This is a genomic window from Mesorhizobium sp. M0037 (assembly GCF_040323635.1).
GTDB lineage: Bacteria > Pseudomonadota > Alphaproteobacteria > Rhizobiales > Rhizobiaceae > Mesorhizobium.
This window is the reverse complement of record NZ_JAMYVB010000001.1, coordinates 441,810-460,218: the sequence shown is the minus strand read 5'-3', so window position 1 is coordinate 460,218 and position 18,409 is coordinate 441,810. Positions and strand designations below refer to the sequence as shown.

General features: G+C 62.3%; 18 protein-coding genes. 6 read left to right on the top strand and 12 right to left on the bottom strand.

Annotated features, from left to right (window positions below; all coding sequences use genetic code 11):
* Positions 1–40: 40 nt before the first annotated feature.
* The 11 genes from NKJ78_RS02340 to NKJ78_RS02290 form a co-directional block, all read right to left on the bottom strand.
* Complete coding sequence (locus NKJ78_RS02340; RefSeq protein ID WP_352459446.1) at positions 41–1,225, bottom strand: aldose 1-epimerase family protein; 1,185 nt, start codon at positions 1,223–1,225, stop codon at positions 41–43.
* A gap of 10 nt (positions 1,226–1,235) precedes the next feature.
* Positions 1,236–2,018, bottom strand: coding sequence for an ATP-binding cassette domain-containing protein (locus NKJ78_RS02335; protein WP_196814833.1), 783 nt, complete (start codon positions 2,016–2,018; stop codon positions 1,236–1,238).
* A complete protein-coding gene (locus NKJ78_RS02330; protein ID WP_352459463.1) occupies positions 2,015–3,019 on the bottom strand; it encodes an ABC transporter permease in 1,005 nt (334 codons plus the stop codon). Before NKJ78_RS02330 ends, NKJ78_RS02335 begins: the two co-directional genes overlap by 4 nt.
* Positions 3,020–3,080: 61 nt before the next feature.
* A complete protein-coding gene (locus NKJ78_RS02325; protein WP_023689426.1) occupies positions 3,081–4,022 on the bottom strand; it encodes a sugar ABC transporter substrate-binding protein in 942 nt (313 codons plus the stop codon).
* Between the two features lie 55 nt (positions 4,023–4,077).
* Positions 4,078–4,992, bottom strand: coding sequence for a sugar phosphate isomerase/epimerase family protein (locus NKJ78_RS02320; protein ID WP_023739479.1), 915 nt, complete (start codon positions 4,990–4,992; stop codon positions 4,078–4,080).
* A 26-nt stretch (positions 4,993–5,018) separates the two neighbouring features.
* Positions 5,019–6,116, bottom strand: a complete 1,098-nt coding sequence (locus tag NKJ78_RS02315) for a Gfo/Idh/MocA family protein (RefSeq protein ID WP_352459447.1) — start codon at positions 6,114–6,116, stop codon at positions 5,019–5,021.
* A 35-nt stretch (positions 6,117–6,151) separates the two neighbouring features.
* The gene (locus tag NKJ78_RS02310; RefSeq protein ID WP_023740300.1) at positions 6,152–7,213 is read right to left on the bottom strand and encodes an ABC transporter ATP-binding protein; all 1,062 of its coding nucleotides are present in this window, start codon (positions 7,211–7,213) and stop codon (positions 6,152–6,154) included.
* 1 nt (position 7,214) lies between these two features.
* Positions 7,215–8,306, bottom strand: a complete 1,092-nt coding sequence (locus NKJ78_RS02305; protein ID WP_023740299.1) for an ABC transporter ATP-binding protein — start codon at positions 8,304–8,306, stop codon at positions 7,215–7,217.
* A complete protein-coding gene (locus NKJ78_RS02300; protein WP_023834197.1) occupies positions 8,303–9,259 on the bottom strand; it encodes a carbohydrate ABC transporter permease in 957 nt (318 codons plus the stop codon). The genes NKJ78_RS02305 and NKJ78_RS02300 overlap by 4 nt, the downstream gene beginning before the upstream one ends.
* Complete coding sequence (locus NKJ78_RS02295; RefSeq protein WP_352459448.1) at positions 9,256–10,116, bottom strand: carbohydrate ABC transporter permease; 861 nt, start codon at positions 10,114–10,116, stop codon at positions 9,256–9,258. Before NKJ78_RS02295 ends, NKJ78_RS02300 begins: the two co-directional genes overlap by 4 nt.
* A gap of 76 nt (positions 10,117–10,192) precedes the next feature.
* The gene (locus NKJ78_RS02290) at positions 10,193–11,806 is read right to left on the bottom strand and encodes an extracellular solute-binding protein (protein ID WP_023749389.1); all 1,614 of its coding nucleotides are present in this window, start codon (positions 11,804–11,806) and stop codon (positions 10,193–10,195) included.
* A 355-nt stretch (positions 11,807–12,161) separates the two neighbouring features.
* Here NKJ78_RS02290 and NKJ78_RS02285 point away from each other — a divergent pair, with 355 nt between their 5' ends.
* From NKJ78_RS02285 to NKJ78_RS02270, 4 genes are all read left to right on the top strand, one after another.
* Entirely contained in the window at positions 12,162–13,190 is a 1,029-nt protein-coding gene (locus tag NKJ78_RS02285; RefSeq protein WP_023697399.1) for a LacI family DNA-binding transcriptional regulator, read from the top strand.
* A gap of 415 nt (positions 13,191–13,605) precedes the next feature.
* Entirely contained in the window at positions 13,606–14,496 is an 891-nt protein-coding gene (locus NKJ78_RS02280; protein WP_023731706.1) for an adenylate/guanylate cyclase domain-containing protein, read from the top strand.
* A 697-nt stretch (positions 14,497–15,193) separates the two neighbouring features.
* The gene (locus tag NKJ78_RS02275; RefSeq protein ID WP_084014410.1) at positions 15,194–15,367 is read left to right on the top strand and encodes a winged helix-turn-helix domain-containing protein; all 174 of its coding nucleotides are present in this window, start codon (positions 15,194–15,196) and stop codon (positions 15,365–15,367) included.
* Positions 15,368–15,607: 240 nt separating this feature from the next.
* Positions 15,608–15,787, top strand: coding sequence for a hypothetical protein (locus NKJ78_RS02270; protein WP_031197092.1), 180 nt, complete (start codon positions 15,608–15,610; stop codon positions 15,785–15,787).
* Between the two features lie 276 nt (positions 15,788–16,063).
* On the opposite strand, the gene NKJ78_RS02265 is transcribed toward NKJ78_RS02270, so the two are convergent.
* Positions 16,064–17,035, bottom strand: coding sequence for a DMT family transporter (locus NKJ78_RS02265; RefSeq protein ID WP_023749390.1), 972 nt, complete (start codon positions 17,033–17,035; stop codon positions 16,064–16,066).
* Positions 17,036–17,172: 137 nt separating this feature from the next.
* On the opposite strand from NKJ78_RS02265, the gene NKJ78_RS02260 reads away from it, so the two are divergent.
* Complete coding sequence (locus NKJ78_RS02260) at positions 17,173–17,787, top strand: CGNR zinc finger domain-containing protein (RefSeq protein ID WP_031198225.1); 615 nt, start codon at positions 17,173–17,175, stop codon at positions 17,785–17,787.
* A gap of 274 nt (positions 17,788–18,061) precedes the next feature.
* Positions 18,062–18,265, top strand: coding sequence for a CsbD family protein (locus NKJ78_RS02255; protein ID WP_023682266.1), 204 nt, complete (start codon positions 18,062–18,064; stop codon positions 18,263–18,265).
* Positions 18,266–18,409 lie beyond the last annotated feature (144 nt).

Below are 18,409 nucleotides of genomic sequence, written 5' to 3'. Positions count from 1 at the left end.
CGGCGCACTTCTCGCCCGCCGCGGCAACCGATCGTGCGTTTCAAGCCGGTCCCGCCTGCAGTCTCGCAAAAGCGCCCGACAGCGCAGGGTAGTCCTGTTGCGGCTGCCGGGCGATCGACGCTATCCTCGCTTCCGCTTGGGCGATCTGGCCGGCACCGTCGAGCACCCGGAACACGGCGTCATAGGAGCGGCTTTCGCCATGGTCCAGCCAGATCATCTCGCCCCGTTCGCGCGCGGCGAGATTGCCGAGAACATGATGCGTCGAGGGTTCGATTCCCAACGCATATAGGCCGGCCTGGAAGTTCTGCCACTGATAGGTGCAGGGCAGCTGATCCTTGCGGGTAACGACCTCGAAGCCGAGGCCCAGGTGATCATTGACGACGGCCACCGGCACCTCGCCCGCCGCATCGGCGCCAAGCTCGTGCTCCCAGACCTGCTCACTGAATCCCAGCTGCGGCGCCGGCACGGTTCGGTAGCCGACCTTCTGCGCCTCGTAGCGTTCGCCGGCGTGCGCCGCCCAGACGACATCTCGGATCGGCGCCAGGTAACGCGAACCCTCGTCGAGCAGGGGATGGCTGACATTGACGTGATAGAAATACATGTGCGGCGTGCGGCTGAAACCGTGATTGACGACGCGGTCCGACAGCCGGATCTCGGTGCCGCCGACATCGGCCTCGATGCGGCGCAGCAACTGGAGATCCTCGCCGAACACGGTTGCCTGCTGGACGATGCCTTCCGCCCACAGCACGCAGCGGTCGCCGTCCCAGGCCTCGCCGTAGCCGGTCAGCCGCGCCGGCACGGTGCCGATGCGTCCATGCAGCGAGTGCAATACCCGCTTGCGCCCGGGATAATTGTAGCTTTCGGCCGGCACGTCTTGCCGGCCCAGTATATGATCGAGGCCGCAGGTGACGAGCAGCCCCGAGAACGACCGGCCAAAGGCGAAACCGTCCTCCCCTTCATGCTCGTGCAGTCCGGGGTGGCGAAAGCCGCTCGGCGAATGCCAGCCGATCGCCTGGCCCCGGAAGTCGCAATCGGCGATATCAAGCGCCCGGTCGACCAGCGCCGTGAAGCGCAGGCCGGAGCCGGTGCGGAACTCGAGCATCCGGATGCCGCGCTCCACGCCGTCGCCGAGCGTCATAAGCCGCACACCGGCAAACTGCGATAGCATGCCGGACCGCTCGGCCACCTGCCTTCGCGACAGCGTCTTGCCGTAAAGCTCTACCATGCGACGTCCTTCACTTTGCCCTCGCCTCCTTGAGCAAGGCCGACATGTCGGCGCCGGTGATGATGCTTTCCACCGTCAACAGGTCGGTGTCGGCGACCGTCTGTTCCGCGACGATTTCGCCGCGGCGCATGACGATGATGCGGTCCGCGACCTGGAACACGTGGTGGATGTTGTGGGTGATGAGCAGCACCGAGTGGCCGGCGTCGCGCACCTCCTTGACGAAGCGCAGCACGCCGTGGGTTTCCTCGACTCCAAGATTGTTGGTCGGCTCGTCGAGTATGATCACCTTGGCGGCGAACTGCATGGCGCGCGAGATCGCGATCGATTGCCGCTCACCGCCCGAGAGCGTGCTAACCAGTGCATCGGCATCGAGCTTTTTCGAAATGCCGACCCGCTTCAGCAGCGCCGAGGCGGCGTTGCGAAGCTTGGCGAGGTCGAGGGGCGCGAACACGCCGAGCCAGCCGAAATTGACCGGCTCCCGACCCAAGAAAAGATTGCGCGCGATGCTGAGGTCCGGCGCGAGCGATGTGTCCTGATGGATAGTCTCGATGCCGAGGTCCATCGCGTCGCGCGTCGAGCGGATCGACGCCTTCTCGCCGCGCACGAAGATGTCGCCGTGGTCGGCCGGGAAGACGCCGGAGATCGCTTTGATCAGCGTCGACTTGCCGGCGCCATTGTCGCCAAGCAGGGCAACCACCTCGCCTTCGTTGAGGGTGAACGAGGCGTTCTTCAGCGCACGCACGTTGCCGAAGGACTTTTGCAGGTCTTGCAGACGCAGCACTTCCATCCTCAGCTCCTTGCGGCGTTCTTCTGCAGCAAAGCGTGCAGGATGAGCATGGCGAGGATGATGACGCCGACGAAGATGTTGTATGCCAAGCCCGGCACACCGATCAGCACGATGCCGTTGCGGATGGCGCGCAGCATCAGCGCGCCGACGATGGTGCCGAGGATGGTGCCGCGCCCGCCAGTGAGCGCCGTGCCGCCGACCACCACCATGGCGATCACTTCGAGTTCGTAGCCGGTGCCGGCCACCGGCGAGGCGGCCGAAATCCGGAACGCGCTGATCATGCCGGCCAGCCCGGCCACCACCGAGGTCAGGATGAACAGCCAGATCTTGACCGCGTCGGCCGGCACGCCGCGCGCCACCGCTGCGTTGCGGTTGCTGCCGATGGCGCTGATCCAGTTGCCGAGCTTGGCGTAGCGCAGGATGTAAATCGCCAGCAGCGACAGGCCGATGAACCACCAGAGCGAGGTGTAGAACCGGAACGAGCCTACATTGAAGCTGCCGGCAAGCAGCGTGACGAAGAAGCCGGGCTGGTCCCACGACTTCAGGGGGAATCCCTGCGTGATGTAGAGCGCCGCGCCGCGCACGACGAGCAGCATCGACAGCGTGACCAGGAACGAGGAAATGCCGATCTTGGTGACGATCAGCCCGTTGATGGCGCCGATCGCGATGCACAGCACAAGCCCGGCCAGGAGGGCGACGCCGATGTCGACACCGCCATTCTGCACCAGCAGCATCACCACGACGGGCGCAAGGCCGAACACGGCGCCGACCGACAGATCGAACTCGCCCGCCGTCAGCAGCAGCGTCATGCCGAGAGCGATGATGCCGAGCTCGGGCAGGAACGCCATCATGTTGGATATGTTGAGCGGCGACAGGAAGTTGCCGTCGGCGATGGCGAACACCACGAGCAGCACGATGAGGATGATGAGCGAGGAGAATTGCGGCGAACGCAGCAGCGCAGACCTGCCCTTCGCTCGCTGCGTGTCGTCGTCTGCTGTGATTGCCATATCTGTCAGGACCATGCGTTTCGTCCGGCGCCCGCCATTTGGGGGGGGGCGCCGATTGTCGTCACTTGTTGTAGAGTTTCAGGATCGGCTCGACGCTCGAGGCGTCGTAGAGGCTGAATGTGTGAATGTCGTAGCCGATCGGCTCGCCAGAGGCCGCAAGCCCGAGCAGCGCCACCGGCATGAAGCCCTGCGCCGACGGGTACTGCCAGGCCGCAGCATTGACGAAGCCGGACTTGACCGCCTCGGCCGTCTCCTTTGAGTTGCCCCAGCCGACGACCGGGACCTTGCCGGCCGACACACCGGCCCCGTCGAAGACGCGTTTGATGCTTGCTGCCACGGAATCGCCGAGTGCAATGATTGCCGGCGGATTGTTGGCGACCATGTAGTCGGTCATCTTGGCGATGATGCCGGCCGGGTCGGTGCCGCAATCGACCACGTCGTACTTGATGCCGAGCGGATCGAAGACGCTGGCGATGCCCTCGGTCTCGAGCTGCTGGTAGCTGGCGCCCGGCACTTCGACCGGCAGGAACACCTTGTCGCCCTGCTTCACCATCTTGTGGTCGACGAGATACTTGGCCCAGATGACGCCCGCTTCCCTGAGGTCGGCCCCGACATAGGCCTGCCGCCCGGTCGCCGGATCGTCGGTGTTGAAGAACACGATCGGTATGCCGGCGGCCTTGGCGGCCTTCACCTCCTCCGTCCACAGGCCGGGCTGAGCCGAGGTGGTGGCGATGCCGTCCGGCTTGGCGGCGAGCGCCGAGTTGAAAGCCTCCTTCTGCGCCGCCATGTCGCCGCCGCTGAACGAGATCTTGCAGGTCACCTTGAGCTGGTCGCAGGCCTTGGTCGCGCCGGCATTCCAGTCGATCCAGAACGCGTCCGAAGGGCCACCATGCGACAGCAGATAGAAGGTCTTCTGGCCGTCCTGCGCGAATGCCGGCAGGCTCAAGGAGACCCCGGCCACCAGCGTTGCCGCGGCAGCCACTTTCAATGCGAATTTCAACATTCATTCCTCCCTTGGTTGGAGTTGCGCCGCCATGCGCCGGCGGCGCAACCGGCGCTCACAGGCCGTTGGCGCGGAACTTCCCGTCGAGGAATTTCTTCGCGCGCGGCACGTCGTCTTCCGAGAGATGCTCGATGATGACCGGGATGTTTGGGTGCTTTTCCGCCAGCCGCTGCAGATAGAGATCGTAATTCAGCGATCCCAGCCCGGGCGCCGGCAGCTCGATCTCGCCGACGCCGCGGAAGGTGTGGCTCTCCATCGCATCCTCGTCGCCGATGTCGGCATGCTTTTCCGACTTGTCGCTGCCCGAACGCTTGACGTCCTTGGCATGCGCGATCTTGATCTTGTCGGTCAGCGTATCGAACACCTGGTTCAGGATCTGGTCCATCCTGTCGATGTTGTGGGTTTCGAAATAGTTGGTCGGATCCATCAGCAGGCCGAGGCCGGGATGGTCGACCTGGGCGAACATCTTCACCGTCTCCTCGACCGAGCCAACGACGTTGTTGACGTAGGTCTCGAGGAGGAAGACCGCGCCATGGTCATAGGCGGTCTGGGCAAGCTCGGCGATCACCTTGCGGCATTCCTCGAATCCTTCCTCGGTCTTGTTCTTCGGGTGATGCACCCAGTCGGATTCGGTGTTGTAGGTACCGGTCTCGGAGATCACGTAGGGCGAGCCGAAGCTGCGGGCGTTGCGAATGATCTCCTTGAGATAGCCGACGCGCTTGTCGCGCTCGGATTTGTCGGGATGGATGATGTTGGTGTAGCCCGACACGCAGCAGATCGGCAGGTTGTTGTCGCGGAAGACGTCGCGCACCTGCTTGGCCTTTTCCTCAGTGATCTGCCCGGCCGACAGATCGATATCCCTAAAATGCAGGTCGAGCTGCACCGTGTTGAAACCGAGCCCGCGGATTTTCTTCGCCGTCTCTTCGAGGCCGTACGGGAAATAGCCGGTGAAAATACCTGCCTGCATCATGATGTGAATTCCTCCCTGTAAGCGATTCAGTTGACTGAGTTTATCGATATCTCGGAAAGCTTGACCGTGCGGCCCTCGTCGATCGAGCGATAGCCGGCCTCGACCAGCGCCATCGTCTTGACGTTGTCGGCCACCGATAATGCCGGCGGCGCGCCTGTCTTCACCGCATGCTGCAATTGCTCCATCACGCCGATGAAGGCATGCGGGAACCACATCGTGTCCCAGCTCGGGCTGACCCATTCGCCGCCGGTCGTCTCGGTCGAGGCATAGGTCAGCGTCGAGGCAGCGCCTTTCGGCCAGCCGATCGTGCCTTTGGCGACACCCTTGGTGCCGTCGACGCGCCAGTTGATGTGCTGGTCGTCCAGATAGCCCTCCTGGCGCGGTCCGCACCAGACATCCTCCAGCGACACGGCGAGCACGCCGGAGGGAAAGCGCAGCGTCGAGACGGTGATGCCGTCGCTATGCTCGAATGTCGTGCGCGGGTCCTTGCGTGTCAGCGTGGTGATTTCCGAGGGATCGCCGAACAGAAAGCGCAGCACGTCGAGATGATGCACGCTCATATTGGCGAGCGTCAGCCGGTCGTAGTCCTGAAGGAAAGTCTGCCAGTGCGGGATGGCATGCATGTCGATCTGCGCGAAGACGATGTCGCCCAGCGCGCCGCTGTCGATGATCTGCTTCAGAACGCGCATCGACTGGTCGTAGCGCATGTTCTGGTTGACCGAGAGGATCTTGCCGGACTTTGATGCTTCGTCGCGCAGCTTCACGGCTTCATCGACCGACAGCGCCAGTGGCTTCTGCGCCAGGATCGCCTTGACGTGGCTCTGCTTCAGCGCATGGCGGATCAGCGCCGGCTGCTGGTCGGGCGGAAAGGCAAGGTCGACGATCTCGACCTCAGAATCCTCGATCAGCTGTTCCGGCGTGTCGTGCACGGTCGGGATGTCCCAACGCGTGGCGACCTTCTGCGCATTGGAACGGGTCCGCGAGGCGATCGCCATCACGTTGAACCCCGCTTCGCGATAGGCTGCCAGATGGCACTCGGCCATGATCATGCCGGCGCCGATGCAGCCGATACGGTATTCTTTCGTGCGGACCTTCACGTCCGGCTCGAAGCCTTCGCTCGCCATGTCTTCCTCCCGCAATTCTGTTTTCGCAGCCGCGATCATCTCGCCAACGCGCCTCCGTCCTGCCCGAAATAATGCACCCGGGCCGGCTCGCAGGATATCGCTACCGCCGCATCCGGCCTGATGTCGGGCTGGCCGCGCAGCAGCGCCTTCAGCCGCGCCTCTCCGGCGGCGAGCGTTACCACCGTGTAGCCGCCAAGCGGCTCGACCTCGAACACGCGTGCCGGGCGGCCAACGCCCCCGTCGACCCAGGGCCGGACCTGGATGTCCTCCGGCCTCAGCCCGATTTCGATCGCGTCGGCCGGAGCAGCGCGATCGGCGATGCTGACCGTGCCTTCTGCGGCCTCGATGCCACCGTCGCCGCGAACGGATTTGAGGATGTTCATCATCGGCGAACCAAGCAGTCGCGCCACATAGGTGTTCGCCGGGCGGTCGTAGATCTCCGCCGGAGCGCCGATCTGCCGGATCCTGCCATTCTCCAGAATGGCGATGCGGTCGGCGATCGACATCGCCTCTTCCTGGTCATGGGTGACGTAGATCAGCGTCTTGCCGAGTTCGCGCTGGATGCGCTTGAGCTCGACGCGCGTTTCCTCGCGCAGCCGCGCATCGAGCGCAGAGATCGGGTCGTCCATCAGATAGGCGTTCGGGTCGCGCACCAGGGCGCGGGCTATGGCCACGCGTTGCCGCTCGCCACCGGAAAGCTGCGCCGGCGGCTTGTGAAGGATGTGGCCGATATGCAGCTTGGCGGCGACGTCGGCGACACGCTTTTCGATCTGGGCCTCGGCGACCTTGCGCTCGACCAGCGGGAAACGCACATTGTCGCGCGCGCTCATATGGGGGAACAGCGCCAGGTTCTGGAACACCATGGCGACATTGCGCTCGGCCGGCGAGACGGTGTTGACCGGTTTGCCGCCGATCAGGATCTCTCCGGCGTCAGGCGTCTCCAGCCCGAGCACGAGGCGCAGGATTGTCGATTTGCCCGCCAGCGGCGGCCCGAAGAAGCAGAAGAATTCGTTGTCATTGACGGTGAACGAGGCGTCGTCGACGGCGAGCGCCGTGCCGTAGCGCTTGCTGACATTGCGAAAGACGATATCGGCCATGTCAACCTGCCTTCATCGCAATGCCGCTGCGGGCATCGAAGACACGCACGGACGATGCCACGGGGGCGACGACGGCAAGCTCGCCGATCGACAGTCCGACATTATTGTCGAACACCGCCTTCACGGCGGTCTCGCCATCGCCGAGATGGACGATGGTCCTCGCGCCGATCCGCTCGACGAAGCTCACCGGCATGGCGAGGCCGTGCCCGCTCTGCACCAGCGACACCTGTTCGGGCCGAAAGCCGTAAAGCACCTCGGAGCGCGATCCGCGCAAGGTGGCGGCCAGCTCGTCCGGCAGCGTCGGCGTGACCCCCAGCGGCCCGAGATCGACCACCAGACCCCGATCGCTCTCCGTCGGCCTTCCCTTCAGCAGGTTCATGCCCGGGGCGCCAATGAAGCGTGCGACGAAGACGTTGGCCGGATTGTTGTAGACTTCCAGAGGCGTTCCCACCTGCTGCAGCACGCCGTGATCCATGACGGCAATGCGGTCGGCCATGGTCATGGCCTCAAGCTGGTCATGGGTGACGTAGACCATCGTCTGCCTGAACTGGCGCTGCAGCTGCTTGAGCTCGGTCCGCATCACCGCCCGGAAGGCGGCGTCGACATTGGACAGCGGCTCGTCGAGCAGAAAGATCGCCGGCTCCATGATTGCAGAGCGCCCGATCGCCACCCGCTGCAGGATGTTGACCGAGAGCCGGTCGGCCTTGCGGTCGAGCAGCGGCGTCAACTGCAGCAGCTCGGCGGTGGCGCCGACGCGGCGGTCGATCTCAGCTTTCGCCGCACCGCGCATCCGCGGCCCATAGGCAAGGTTCTGGCGCACCGTCATGTGGGTGAAGATGGCGTAGTTCTGGAAAACGAAGCCGACGCCGCGGCGGCCCATGGGCACGCCGGCCATGTCGCGCTCGCCAAACAGGATCTTGCCGCTGGTCGGCTCTTCCATGCCGGCGATCATGTTCATCGTCGTCGACTTGCCGCAGCCCGAAGGCCCGAGCAGCGCCATGAACTCGCCATCGGCGACATCGAGATCCATGGTCTTCAGCGCCGTGAACTCGCCAAAGGTCTTGACCAGGTTGCGCAGCTGGATCGCGCTCATGCCGGCACCAGCCTTGCCCGCGCCATGCGCTTCATGGCGAATACGGCCACGATCGAAAGCACGACCAGGATGGCCAGCGCGATCGCCGCCACATAGCCCCAGATCAGGTCCTGCGTCGTGACCTTGTAGATGTAGACGGAGATCGTCTCCGTGGCGACGCCGGGGCCGCCGCCGGTCATGATGTAGAGCGTGTCGAAGATCTTGAAGTTCTCGATGACGCGGATCGCCAGCGCGATGATGATGATCGTCTTCATCTTCGGCAGCACGATGGTGACGAAGCGCTGCCACGGGTTGGCGCCGAGCAGGGTCGCCGCCTTGATCTGGTCCTGCGGCACGCCGACCAGGCCGGCAAGCAGGATCAGGAACATCAGCGGCGTCCATTGCCAGATATCGGCGATGATCACCGCGATCAGCGCCAGTGTGGGGTCAGACAGCCAGGCGATGGTGACGCGGGAACCGCTGAGTGCCGACAGGATGTCGTTCAGCGGCCCGCCCGACTGGAACAGCATGAAGAACATGTAGCCGGCCACCGCTGGAACCACCATCATCGGCATCAGCAGGATCGAATAGAAGATCCGCTTGCCCGGAAAATCGTCCGCGAACAGCGTCGCCAATGCCAGGCCAAGCAGGAATTCGACGGGCACGCACACGACCATGACGATGGCCGTGCGCCTCAGCGCGCTCCAGAAGCGCGCATCGGCGGCAAGGTCGGTGTAGTTGGCGAAGCTGTTCCACATCTCCCATGCGTTCCACCAGCCGAGGCCGGAGAGCGGCGACCAGTCGGTGACGCTGATGTAGAGCTGCATCAGCAGCGGGAAGACGGAGATGAAGAGCACCAAAACCTGCGCCGGCAGCGTCAGCCGGAATCCCAGCCGCGCTCCCTCGTCCCGCAGCGCGGGCTTGCCAAGCGCGGCCTTTGCGTCCTTTGAGACAGTCACGGTCACCGCGCTCATTGCTTGAGCGCGCCGAACGTCAGTCCGCGCACCAGATGGCGCTGGATGGCGATGCCCATGATGACCGGCGGCACCGCGGCGATAAGACCGAGCGCGGCCTTGGCGCCATAGAGCTGCCCGGTCATCGAGGAGGACAGCGAGGCCATGTAGACGGGGATCGTCACCCATTCACGCGTCGTCAGAAGCAGCGCGATCAGATAGTCCGACCAGTTGAGGATGAAGACGAAGAGGGCGGCGCTGGCTAGCGGTGCGCGCATCATCGGCAGCGTGATGCGTGTGAAGACGCGCAGCCGCGAACAACCTTCGACAAGCGCCGCTTCCTCGATCTCGCGCGGCATGTCGTCGAAGAAGGTCTTCATGAGACAGAAAGCGAATGGCAGGGTGACGATGCCGTAGATCAGCGCCAGGCCAAACCAGCTGTCGGTGAAGTTGAGAAAGGCCCACATGATCATCACCGGGATCATCACCGCCATCGGCGGAAACAGCCTGAGCTGGATCAGCGCCAGCGGCAGGTTCTGGCCTGAGCCGAAACGCGACAGCCCGTAGGCCGCAGCCGTGCCCGCCGACATTGCGATCGCCGTGCCGAACACCGCCGACAGCAGCGACGACAGGATCGGCTTCAGCGCGGTGCGGTCGAGCGCCACGATCAGATTGTTGTTGGATTCACCGAAGACGAACTGGAAATTGCCGAGCGTCGGGTTCTTCGGCCACCATGTCAGGTCGGCGCCGGTCGCCGACCATTCGGCGATCGGCTTGAAGGCCATCGACACCATCCACAGGATCGGTACCAGCGTCACCGCCATCGCCGCGAAGATCGCGGCGTAGCGGAATATCTCGAAGGGGACGGAACGCTTCATCTGGCTGCTTTGCTGGTGGCGTTGACTGCGGCGGGGAGGAACAGATGCTCCTCCAGCGCTGATCCAGGGAGACGGATCAGCTGATCGGGTCGAGAACAGTCGGCCAGGCCTCCTTGTTGGTCCTTATGGCTTCAAGCAATTTGTCCTCGCCGATGCGGCGGGCGATCTTCTTCCACTCCGCTTCCGTGTCGGCCATCGCCTGTTCCGCCGTCTTGGCCTTGGTCAGCGACGCCATCAGGTTTTCGTCCAATGCGTTGTGGAAGGCGGTGGCGCCGGGATAGTTGATCGTCGGCACCGTGCGGGCGACGGTCTCGCGCACCACGTCGATGTGGTAGGCGTGGTAGGTCTGGCGCACCAGCGGATCGGAGAAATCCGAGAGCCGGAACGGATCGAGATAGCCGCCCGGATTGGCGCTCATCCAGGCATAGATGCGGGCGGAGCCCAGCCACTGCAGCAAGAGGTAGGCGACCTCCTGGTTTTTCGACTGAGACGAGACCATGCCGGTCAGCGAGAACCACAGCACGGAACGGCTGATCAGCTTGCCGTCGACTTCGCGGCCGGGCGGCAGCATCGAGCCGATCTTGCCGGTGACGGCGGAATCCTTGTTGCCGGCATTGTCGAGGAATTTCGGCAGGTTCGAGAAGGCGCAGGTCATCGCCGCGCCGCCCTTGGCGAAATTTCCATACTGCTCCGGCCAGCCCCAGGAGATCGCGTCCGGCGAGTGATGAACGAGCGAGCCGACATATTCGTTGGTGGCGGCAATGCCGTGCTCGGAATTGATCAGCGGCTTGCCGTCGTCGCCGAACAGGAACTGGTTGGGCGATGCCATCGAGACATAGCGCTGATACCAGTTGGTGTAGCCCCAGCCCTGGTTGCGCAGGTCGGTGGAGCCGAACAGGCCCTTGTCGGGCCGCTGGAAGAAGCCCGCGATGTCACTGTGCTGCTTCCAGGTCTTCGGCGGCGCCAGATCGTAGCCGAATTTGTCCTTGAACGCCTTCTGCTCGGCGGCGTCGCCGAACAGGTCGGTGCGGTAGACCCAGGTCTGGAAGTCGCCGTCCAGCGACACGCCATAGTTGGACCCGCGATATTTGTTGAGCAGCGACACGCCCTTGGCGCCGTCGACATAGCCTGTCTTGGGATCGTCCCATTCGGGCTTGTACTGGGCGACGAAGTCGTCGAGCTTGGCGATGCCGCCGGTCTCGGCAAGGTCGCCGAGGCGGTTCCATTCCGTCGAGTAGATGTCATAGGCCCCACCCTTGGTGGAGATGTCCTGCATCGTCTTGGTGAATTCCTGGCCGTTCGGCAGGCCGACGATCTCAATCTGGATGCCGGTTTCCTTTTCCCACAGCTCCTTGATCGACGGCGCACCCGCCGGGAAAGGCTGTGTGAGTTGACCAATCGAGCCATCCGACAGGCCAAGCACGATCTTGGCCGGCGCCTTGCCTGCTCCCTTCAAGGCCTTGGCCGCCTCAACGGCACGGCCTTCCGGCGTGTCGGCGCCATATTGATAGCGCTCGGCGCCCTCGAAACCGGTGGGGCCGCCTACCATGCCTGGCGCCAGCGCGTCGGCCGCAACGGCACGGCCGGGACGGATGAATTGCGGTGCGATACCGGCCGCAGCCACGAACGCCGCCGCCTTTCCTCCGGACGCCAACAATCGGCGTCGCGATATGCGGATCAAATCAGACATTGGAATTCCTCCCTCAGGCCCGATGTTTCCTCCACGAGCCCATTGAGGGATATTGACGGCAGCACCGGAAGGCTGTCAACATCATAAATACTCAAAATACATCGTAACACCGCAACTGCGGAGAAAATACGTCATGCAAAGGTCGACACACCGGCTCAATGACTCGATTTGATGGGAAATCTGCCTTTCTGGCACGCGACTATCACGCCGGGCGACGCGATTTAGCCCAACCTCCTTGCGCATCGGCTTAGGCTGGATACATCATTTCCCATCAGAATCGCTGATGGCTGGCAGCTATGGCCGTCGGACGGGCTAGCGGCATTGTGCGATCTTATGCATTGAGGAGATGAAGACGGTGCGTTCCACCTTGACTGACATAGCCCGGGAAGCCGGCGTTTCCGCCGCCACCGTCGACCGCGTGCTGAACAACAGGCCCGGTGTGCGGGCGCGCACGCGTGAGATAGTGCTCGAAATGGCGCAGCGCCTCGGCTACATCGCGGAGGGCCCGAACGGAGCGCCGCCCAGGCCCTCACCTGGAGAGGTCATCCGTCTCGACTTCGCTCTGCCGGCCGGCACCAATTCCTTCATCAAGATGCTGCATCGACACATCGAGGCGCAGGCCCTAGCGCGCCCCGATCTCGACGTCCACATCGCCACCATAGAGGGCTTCAACCCCGACCGGCTCGCCCGCCTGCTGCAAGAATTGCGTGGACAGACACAAGGCGTCGGCGTGATCGCGCTCGATCATCCAACGGTGCGCGAGGCGATCCGCTCGCTGTCGGCCAATGACGTCAAGGTGGTGACCATCGCCTCCGACATCCTGCATGTTCCGAGAGTGGCCTATATCGGCATCGACAACCGCGCCGCGGGGCGGCTGGCCGGCTATCTGCTCAACCGCTTCATGGGGTCGGAACGCCCAAGCAAGGTGGCGCTGTTCGCCGGCTCGCTGTCCTATCGCGGCCATGAGGAACGCGAAATGGGATTCCGGCACATCTTGACCGAGGAGTCGCCCAATCTCGAGATCGTCGAGATGCGCGAAATGCTGGATGACCGAGAGAAGGCTTATTCGGAAGCATCAGCGCTTCTGGACCGGCACCCCGATCTTGCCGCGATCTACAATGTCGGCGCCGGCAACACCGGCATCGCTCGGGCGCTGAAGGAGCGTGGACGCGCCAAAGACATTCTCTTTCTCGGCCACGAGGTGACAGACGGCACCAAGGAACTTTTGTTGGATGGGACGCTCGATGCGGTCATAGATCAAAATCCGCGCGTCGAGGCGCGGGAAGCGCTCAACATTTTAAGCCACTCTGTCAGGCACCTGAACTATGAACCGCATCAACCACGACTTCAGGTGATCTTCAAAGAGAATATACCTGAAATCTGATCAATGGATCCGTGATCTTATCGCAAAGCACGGCGTTGGCGTCGCCACCGGTCCCAAATACGAACGAGAGCCCGAATGATCTCGTCAAAGCCGCCGATCTGGCACTATTCCGTGCGAAGTCGGAGGGCCGAGATCGGGTCGTGGTTGATGGTGCATGAGAAGGCCGTCGCCCGTTGCAACTCGGTCAGCCTTTCCGAACCTAAAAAGACCAAGTCCACTCATAGCACCGAAGTCGCGAACGATTGGGGCGAAGAGGGTTCTGGATGTCGGCACGAAGCCGACGAATGGCATACGCCCGTCCGTCCGCGACGATCACCTGAGGCATCGCCCCGGCCCAGGCGCACGAGCAGATATGTCGCAGGCAACCTCGTGTGTTATACACGCACGCTGACTTTTTGGGTCGGACACGAGATCGATGGACCAGGAAACGCTTCTTGCCGCAGTCCTCTTAGCTGATGTCGTGGGCAGCACGCCACTCTATGAGCGGATCGGAGACGATGCCGCTCTACAGCAGGTCTCGGATTGCCTGGACACGATGCGCGAGATTGTCGCCAAGCACCGTGGTGATTTCATTTACTCGAAAGGGGATGACATACTCAGCCTCTTCGAGAGCCCGGAAATGGCGCTGAGGGCCGTCTGCCAAATTACCCATCAACTGACTAAAGGGCCGTTGAGCGCCCGTATCGGATTGCATTTCGGGGCGGTCATTCGGGCGCGGGGCGCGATATTCGGTGACGTTGTCAATGTCACCGCAAGGTTGTCCACCACGGCGAACCCCGGAGAGGTGCTGATCAGCCAGAGCTTCTGCGAAGCCCTTTCCCCGAGAAGCCGCAAGGGCCTGCGGCTCCTCGACAAAATGGCCTTGAAGGGGAAGCAAGAGTTCTTCGATGTCTATACCCTGTGGAGCGACGATGGGGCCCCCGGTACGCAGATCACCAGCCATGGCGCCACTACAGATAGACGCTCGGTCCTGCCGCGGCAGATTCATCTGGTCATCCGCTACAGAGATCAGCTGCGATCCTGTCGAAACGGCGAATCCGTGACAATCGGCAGATCGGCGGAATGCGACATCATCGTCGAGCGGCCCTGGGTATCGAGGCGCCACGCCGCCTTCACCATATTGAATGGCAGAGCTCGGCTTCTCGAACGAAGCTCTTCGGGCACATTTGTGTCCATGGGACTCGGCCATGAAGTATTCGTACGCCGTGAAGATATTATCCTCTTCGGCTCCGGCGTCATCTCGCCTGGAGTGAAGTCGGCACTCGACGAAGCCCAGCTTCTTCACTACGAAATTGTCTCGGATTGACCCGGCCCGGATACTAGCTCGACCGGTTTCGAGCTGGTTCGCTGGCGCCTCAATGTCGCGCCGTACTCTTTGACAGCCATTGGAATCGACCGTTCACAAATGTGCCAAGGCCAATCCAGGAACGTCTGCTCTCGAAGTTGAACTGCGAAGAGCTGACTTCCGTTTCCCTCGCTGAGTTCGACGGAGCCGCGGCCGGTGCATCTCCCTCGCAGGATGCGGAGTTCTACCTGCTCCGAGGCCACATTCTGCAGGTGGATGGTTTCGGCAGCAAGCTGGCCCGCTCGATCGATGACGCGCTAGGTCTTGCCGCGAAAAGGCCGGTGCGTGGGAATTGTGCTGGACTGTCGGCCAGACAATGAGCTGGCGACGGGGAGCGGCCGGCTGAAGCGGGATGCCCGGACCAATTCCCTGCCCTGTGTCGCCTTGATATCCCCAGGCGCTGAAGGTCAGCACAGGCTGTTGCAGCCCGGGTCGACGAACGCTTCATCAGACCATTTGCGCCGCAATAGCTCCTCGACCACCTGCGAAGGCTCGCGATTGGGCTACCGTCACGAAATTGGCGCAGAAGCGCAGACCACTGACATATCGCGACGTCGAGATGGAGCTCGATACCACCGTGTTTGCAGCACCGGGGAAAATTCCTCTTGGGCCGATCGAGTTCAAGTTGCTGCGCCACATGGCTCGAGAATCCTGAAAGGTGATCAGCCGTGATGAATTCATCGCAGCTGGCTGGTCGCAGAAAGCCAGTGTGAGCGCCCAGGTGGTCGACGTTCACATGAGCCAGTCGCGAAAGTTGTTGAAGCAGTCGTCGCAGAGTTGCCATTCGCACCGTGCGGCTTGCCGGCTATTCTCTCGGGACACTGCGGGCTGACAATCTCGGCGGTTGGGTTCAGAAAGGTCGCTGCGTGACGCCGCAAGGGGACCAACGCGATGGGAAAGGTCTTGGCAGCTAGGGGACTTAACGCCACCGACATTGCAGCCGTGGCGCTGCTCTAATCGAGAGAAAGTCTGGGCGTATAGAACAAGCGACATGAGCATGTCGGATTGTTTGCATTCAAACGACCTTTGCGACGTTATCCGTGCCTTCGCCTTGCTGGTGCCGGAGGAAATCATGACGTCGCCCGACAATTCGGTCGAACTCGTTCGCGACAAGAAGTGGACGGTCCGCGTCACCGCCTACGGCAGCACCCTGACGTTTCCGTTCGAAGCCGAAAGCTATGCACGTTCTTATGCCGATGGTCAGGCATTCCGTCTCGGGGTTCAGGTGGCGGAACTGAAGCGATGCGGCTGACAGTTTGTCGACGCGTTGGCGGATAGCCTGCATCGCCATCGGAACGAATAAGTCGCTGATTGCAGCCTCGCGATTTTTCCATCAAATCCCGCCTGCAATCTTGACAGCAACTCGGCAAAATCCCTCGCCGACTAGTGTTGTCGTATGGGCTGGAGCTTTCCTCGCCGCCGGTGGTAGGCGGGATACGCTGCCGGGAGAGCCCTCTTTTCGCATAGACGAGAACCTTGTGCTTTTCCATCTCAAGGCTGATTGGCGGCTGGATGCGCGCGCCGTCTTTCATGTTCTGCCATCGGCCCGCGCGGAGCGTGGAATCAACGGCGGGGAAGCGGATGATGTTTCCTGTTTGCGCTCGCGTAGCGCAAGAAACGCTGCGAAGAGCATGATAGCCATGCCGATGATGTCGATCAGGCTAACCTCCTCGCCGTAGGTGATGATGCCAAGCACGACGGCAATCACGGGTGAGACGAAGGCAAATGCTCCGGCGCGCGAGGCGCCGATTTCGTGCAGGAGCCGGATAAAGAGTGTGTAGCCTATGAACGAACCAAACAGCACGAGGAACAGCCACCCGGCCCAGGCCGGCCAGCCCCAATCGCCTTTTAGAGCCGCGGCCGCGCCTGGCTCCACAACGAGTGAGATGAGAATTAGGAATGCGCCCCCGAAAAGGGTGGTGAAGCCGGCGATGAAGTCCGATGAATATACCTCAAGAAGCGGCCGCGCGAGCACCGAACCCCATGCATAGATTACAGCTGCCGACGCCACCGCTGTCATCGCCAGCAGCCGGAGCCCCCTGCCCTGCTGGTCTGCGTGTGTCCAACTAGCATAGGCTTCGGGCTCGAACAGGACGCACAGACCGGCCGCACCGAGCAAAATCGCAAAGAGCCTGCGGCCGTCATAGCGTTCGTCCCCCAGAAGCAACGCAAACCCAAGCAGCGTGACGGGGGTCAGCGAAAGCTCAAGAACAGCCGCGGTGCCCGTATCGATGTAGAGCATGCCCCAAAAGAGTGGGCCATAGCAAAGCGGAATCATAAACAACGTAACAACGAAAAGGCGCGGCCAACTCCTTTTCGCCACCCGTGGTAGAGCAGCGCCCCTTAGGCGCGTCGCACTGAGGATCAGCAAGCCGGCTACTGTAAAACGCGTGCCTGCGAACATCAGAGGCGGCACGGTGGCGATCCCTGCCTTGATACCGATCCACGTGGTGCCCCAGATCACACATAAAACCAAAAATGTCGCTGTGTTGCGGTTCATCGGAAGCAGCCTTCGCTGGGCGTTGTTGGTTCGTCGTAACGGCCAAAAGACGTTTATTTCGTTACAACGGCCTCTTGCCAATACGGTTCCGCCAACCGATGTTTTCGGGGATGGATTGTGCGAAGACTATCGTCGACATGCGCATGGTTGGCGGTCACGCCTGCCTGGACTTCGTCAACACGGTCGACGCGCGACGCGATGTATGGGGCCCAGACCTCTTGCAGACCTATGCCGACCTGGTCGTCTGGGCTGGACGTGCCGATTTGATCGACGTCGATGAGGCGCGAGCACTGCTCGCGGAGGCTTCCGCCCGCCCGCTCCTTGCGGAGGCGGCATTGGAAAAGGCCAAGATTTTGCGCGAGGCCGTTTACGCGGCTCTCCAGGCCGAGGCGGCAGGCGCCCGGGTGCCGGACGATGCCTTGCAAATCGTGCGCGATGCAGTCGCCCTAGCCCTGCCGAAGCGCTCGCTTTTCCCGTCCGGCGACCGCCTCGCTTGGCAGTGGACCGACGCAGCCAGTCTGAACACGATCGGCCACCGCGTGGCCTTTGAGACAGCCGAGTTTTTGGTGTCCAGGAATGACCGCCGCCGCGTGCGCGAGTGCACCGGGCCGAACTGCGGTTGGCTTTTCATCGACACCTCGCGTGGCGGGCGCAGGCGGTGGTGCTCGGATGAGAGCTGCGGCACACGCAGCCGGGTAAGGCGCTTCAGGGCAAAAGCCGCAGGGAACATGGCTCCCAACAGCAAGAATTAGTATCTGACGCCAGGCTTGGATGACCAACGCAGCATAGTTGGCTTCACGCTATCCCTGTCGCTGTTTGTCCAACGAAGCTGGTCTCGCGAGCGACTGTGGCCAAGACTGTGGAGAACACAGCCGGCGCGGCAAGCCAATCATCGCGTTCCAGAGCGGGTTGCTTCGGGGCCGCCTACCTCGCCACGCTTCGATCGGTCGATCTGCTCAAACTTGACGGGAACTCCGGTAGCGTTACGGCGTTTTTCTCAGTCCGAAACAAACAAGGATAGGTGCCATGGACTGGAACCGTGTCGAAGGCAATTGGAAGCAGGTAAAGGGCAAGGTCAAGGAACAGTGGGGCAAACTCACAGACGATGATCTGGACCGTATTGCCGGTAACCGCGATCAGTTGGAAGGCAAGATTCAGGAGCGCTACGGCATTGAGAAGGACCGCGCTCAGCGCGACATCGATGACTGGTATGGCCGGCAAGGCTGGTAGGTCGCCGGTTCCAAACTGAACTTGAAAAAGGGCTCCGAGAGGTACGGCGCCCTTTTTTGCTGCGCTTCTGTCGCCTTTTCGTCTCACGACAATAGCGCTCACCGAGAGACGTGGAACCGCCAAAGGTGCCCGTCGTTATCTGGT

Bases quoted from the DNA above. Each gene is read 5' to 3' on its own strand.
- NKJ78_RS02290 (WP_023749389.1), bottom strand. From the start codon at position 11,806: ATGTCTGATTTGATCCGCATATCGCGACGCCGATTGTTGGCGTCCGGA.
- NKJ78_RS02270 (WP_031197092.1), top strand. From the start codon at position 15,608: ATGACGTCGCCCGACAATTCGGTCGAACTCGTTCGCGACAAGAAGTGG.
- NKJ78_RS02280 (WP_023731706.1), top strand. From the start codon at position 13,606: ATGGACCAGGAAACGCTTCTTGCCGCAGTCCTCTTAGCTGATGTCGTG.
- NKJ78_RS02325 (WP_023689426.1), bottom strand. From the start codon at position 4,022: ATGTTGAAATTCGCATTGAAAGTGGCTGCCGCGGCAACGCTGGTGGCC.
- NKJ78_RS02300 (WP_023834197.1), bottom strand. From the start codon at position 9,259: ATGAGCGCGGTGACCGTGACTGTCTCAAAGGACGCAAAGGCCGCGCTT.
- NKJ78_RS02320 (WP_023739479.1), bottom strand. From the start codon at position 4,992: ATGATGCAGGCAGGTATTTTCACCGGCTATTTCCCGTACGGCCTCGAA.
- NKJ78_RS02340 (WP_352459446.1), bottom strand. From the start codon at position 1,225: ATGGTAGAGCTTTACGGCAAGACGCTGTCGCGAAGGCAGGTGGCCGAG.
- NKJ78_RS02255 (WP_023682266.1), top strand. From the start codon at position 18,062: ATGGACTGGAACCGTGTCGAAGGCAATTGGAAGCAGGTAAAGGGCAAG.
- NKJ78_RS02295 (WP_352459448.1), bottom strand. From the start codon at position 10,116: ATGAAGCGTTCCGTCCCCTTCGAGATATTCCGCTACGCCGCGATCTTC.
- NKJ78_RS02265 (WP_023749390.1), bottom strand. From the start codon at position 17,035: ATGAACCGCAACACAGCGACATTTTTGGTTTTATGTGTGATCTGGGGC.
- NKJ78_RS02315 (WP_352459447.1), bottom strand. From the start codon at position 6,116: ATGGCGAGCGAAGGCTTCGAGCCGGACGTGAAGGTCCGCACGAAAGAA.
- NKJ78_RS02260 (WP_031198225.1), top strand. From the start codon at position 17,173: ATGCGCATGGTTGGCGGTCACGCCTGCCTGGACTTCGTCAACACGGTC.
- NKJ78_RS02305 (WP_023740299.1), bottom strand. From the start codon at position 8,306: ATGAGCGCGATCCAGCTGCGCAACCTGGTCAAGACCTTTGGCGAGTTC.
- NKJ78_RS02330 (WP_352459463.1), bottom strand. From the start codon at position 3,019: ATGGCAATCACAGCAGACGACGACACGCAGCGAGCGAAGGGCAGGTCT.
- NKJ78_RS02310 (WP_023740300.1), bottom strand. From the start codon at position 7,213: ATGGCCGATATCGTCTTTCGCAATGTCAGCAAGCGCTACGGCACGGCG.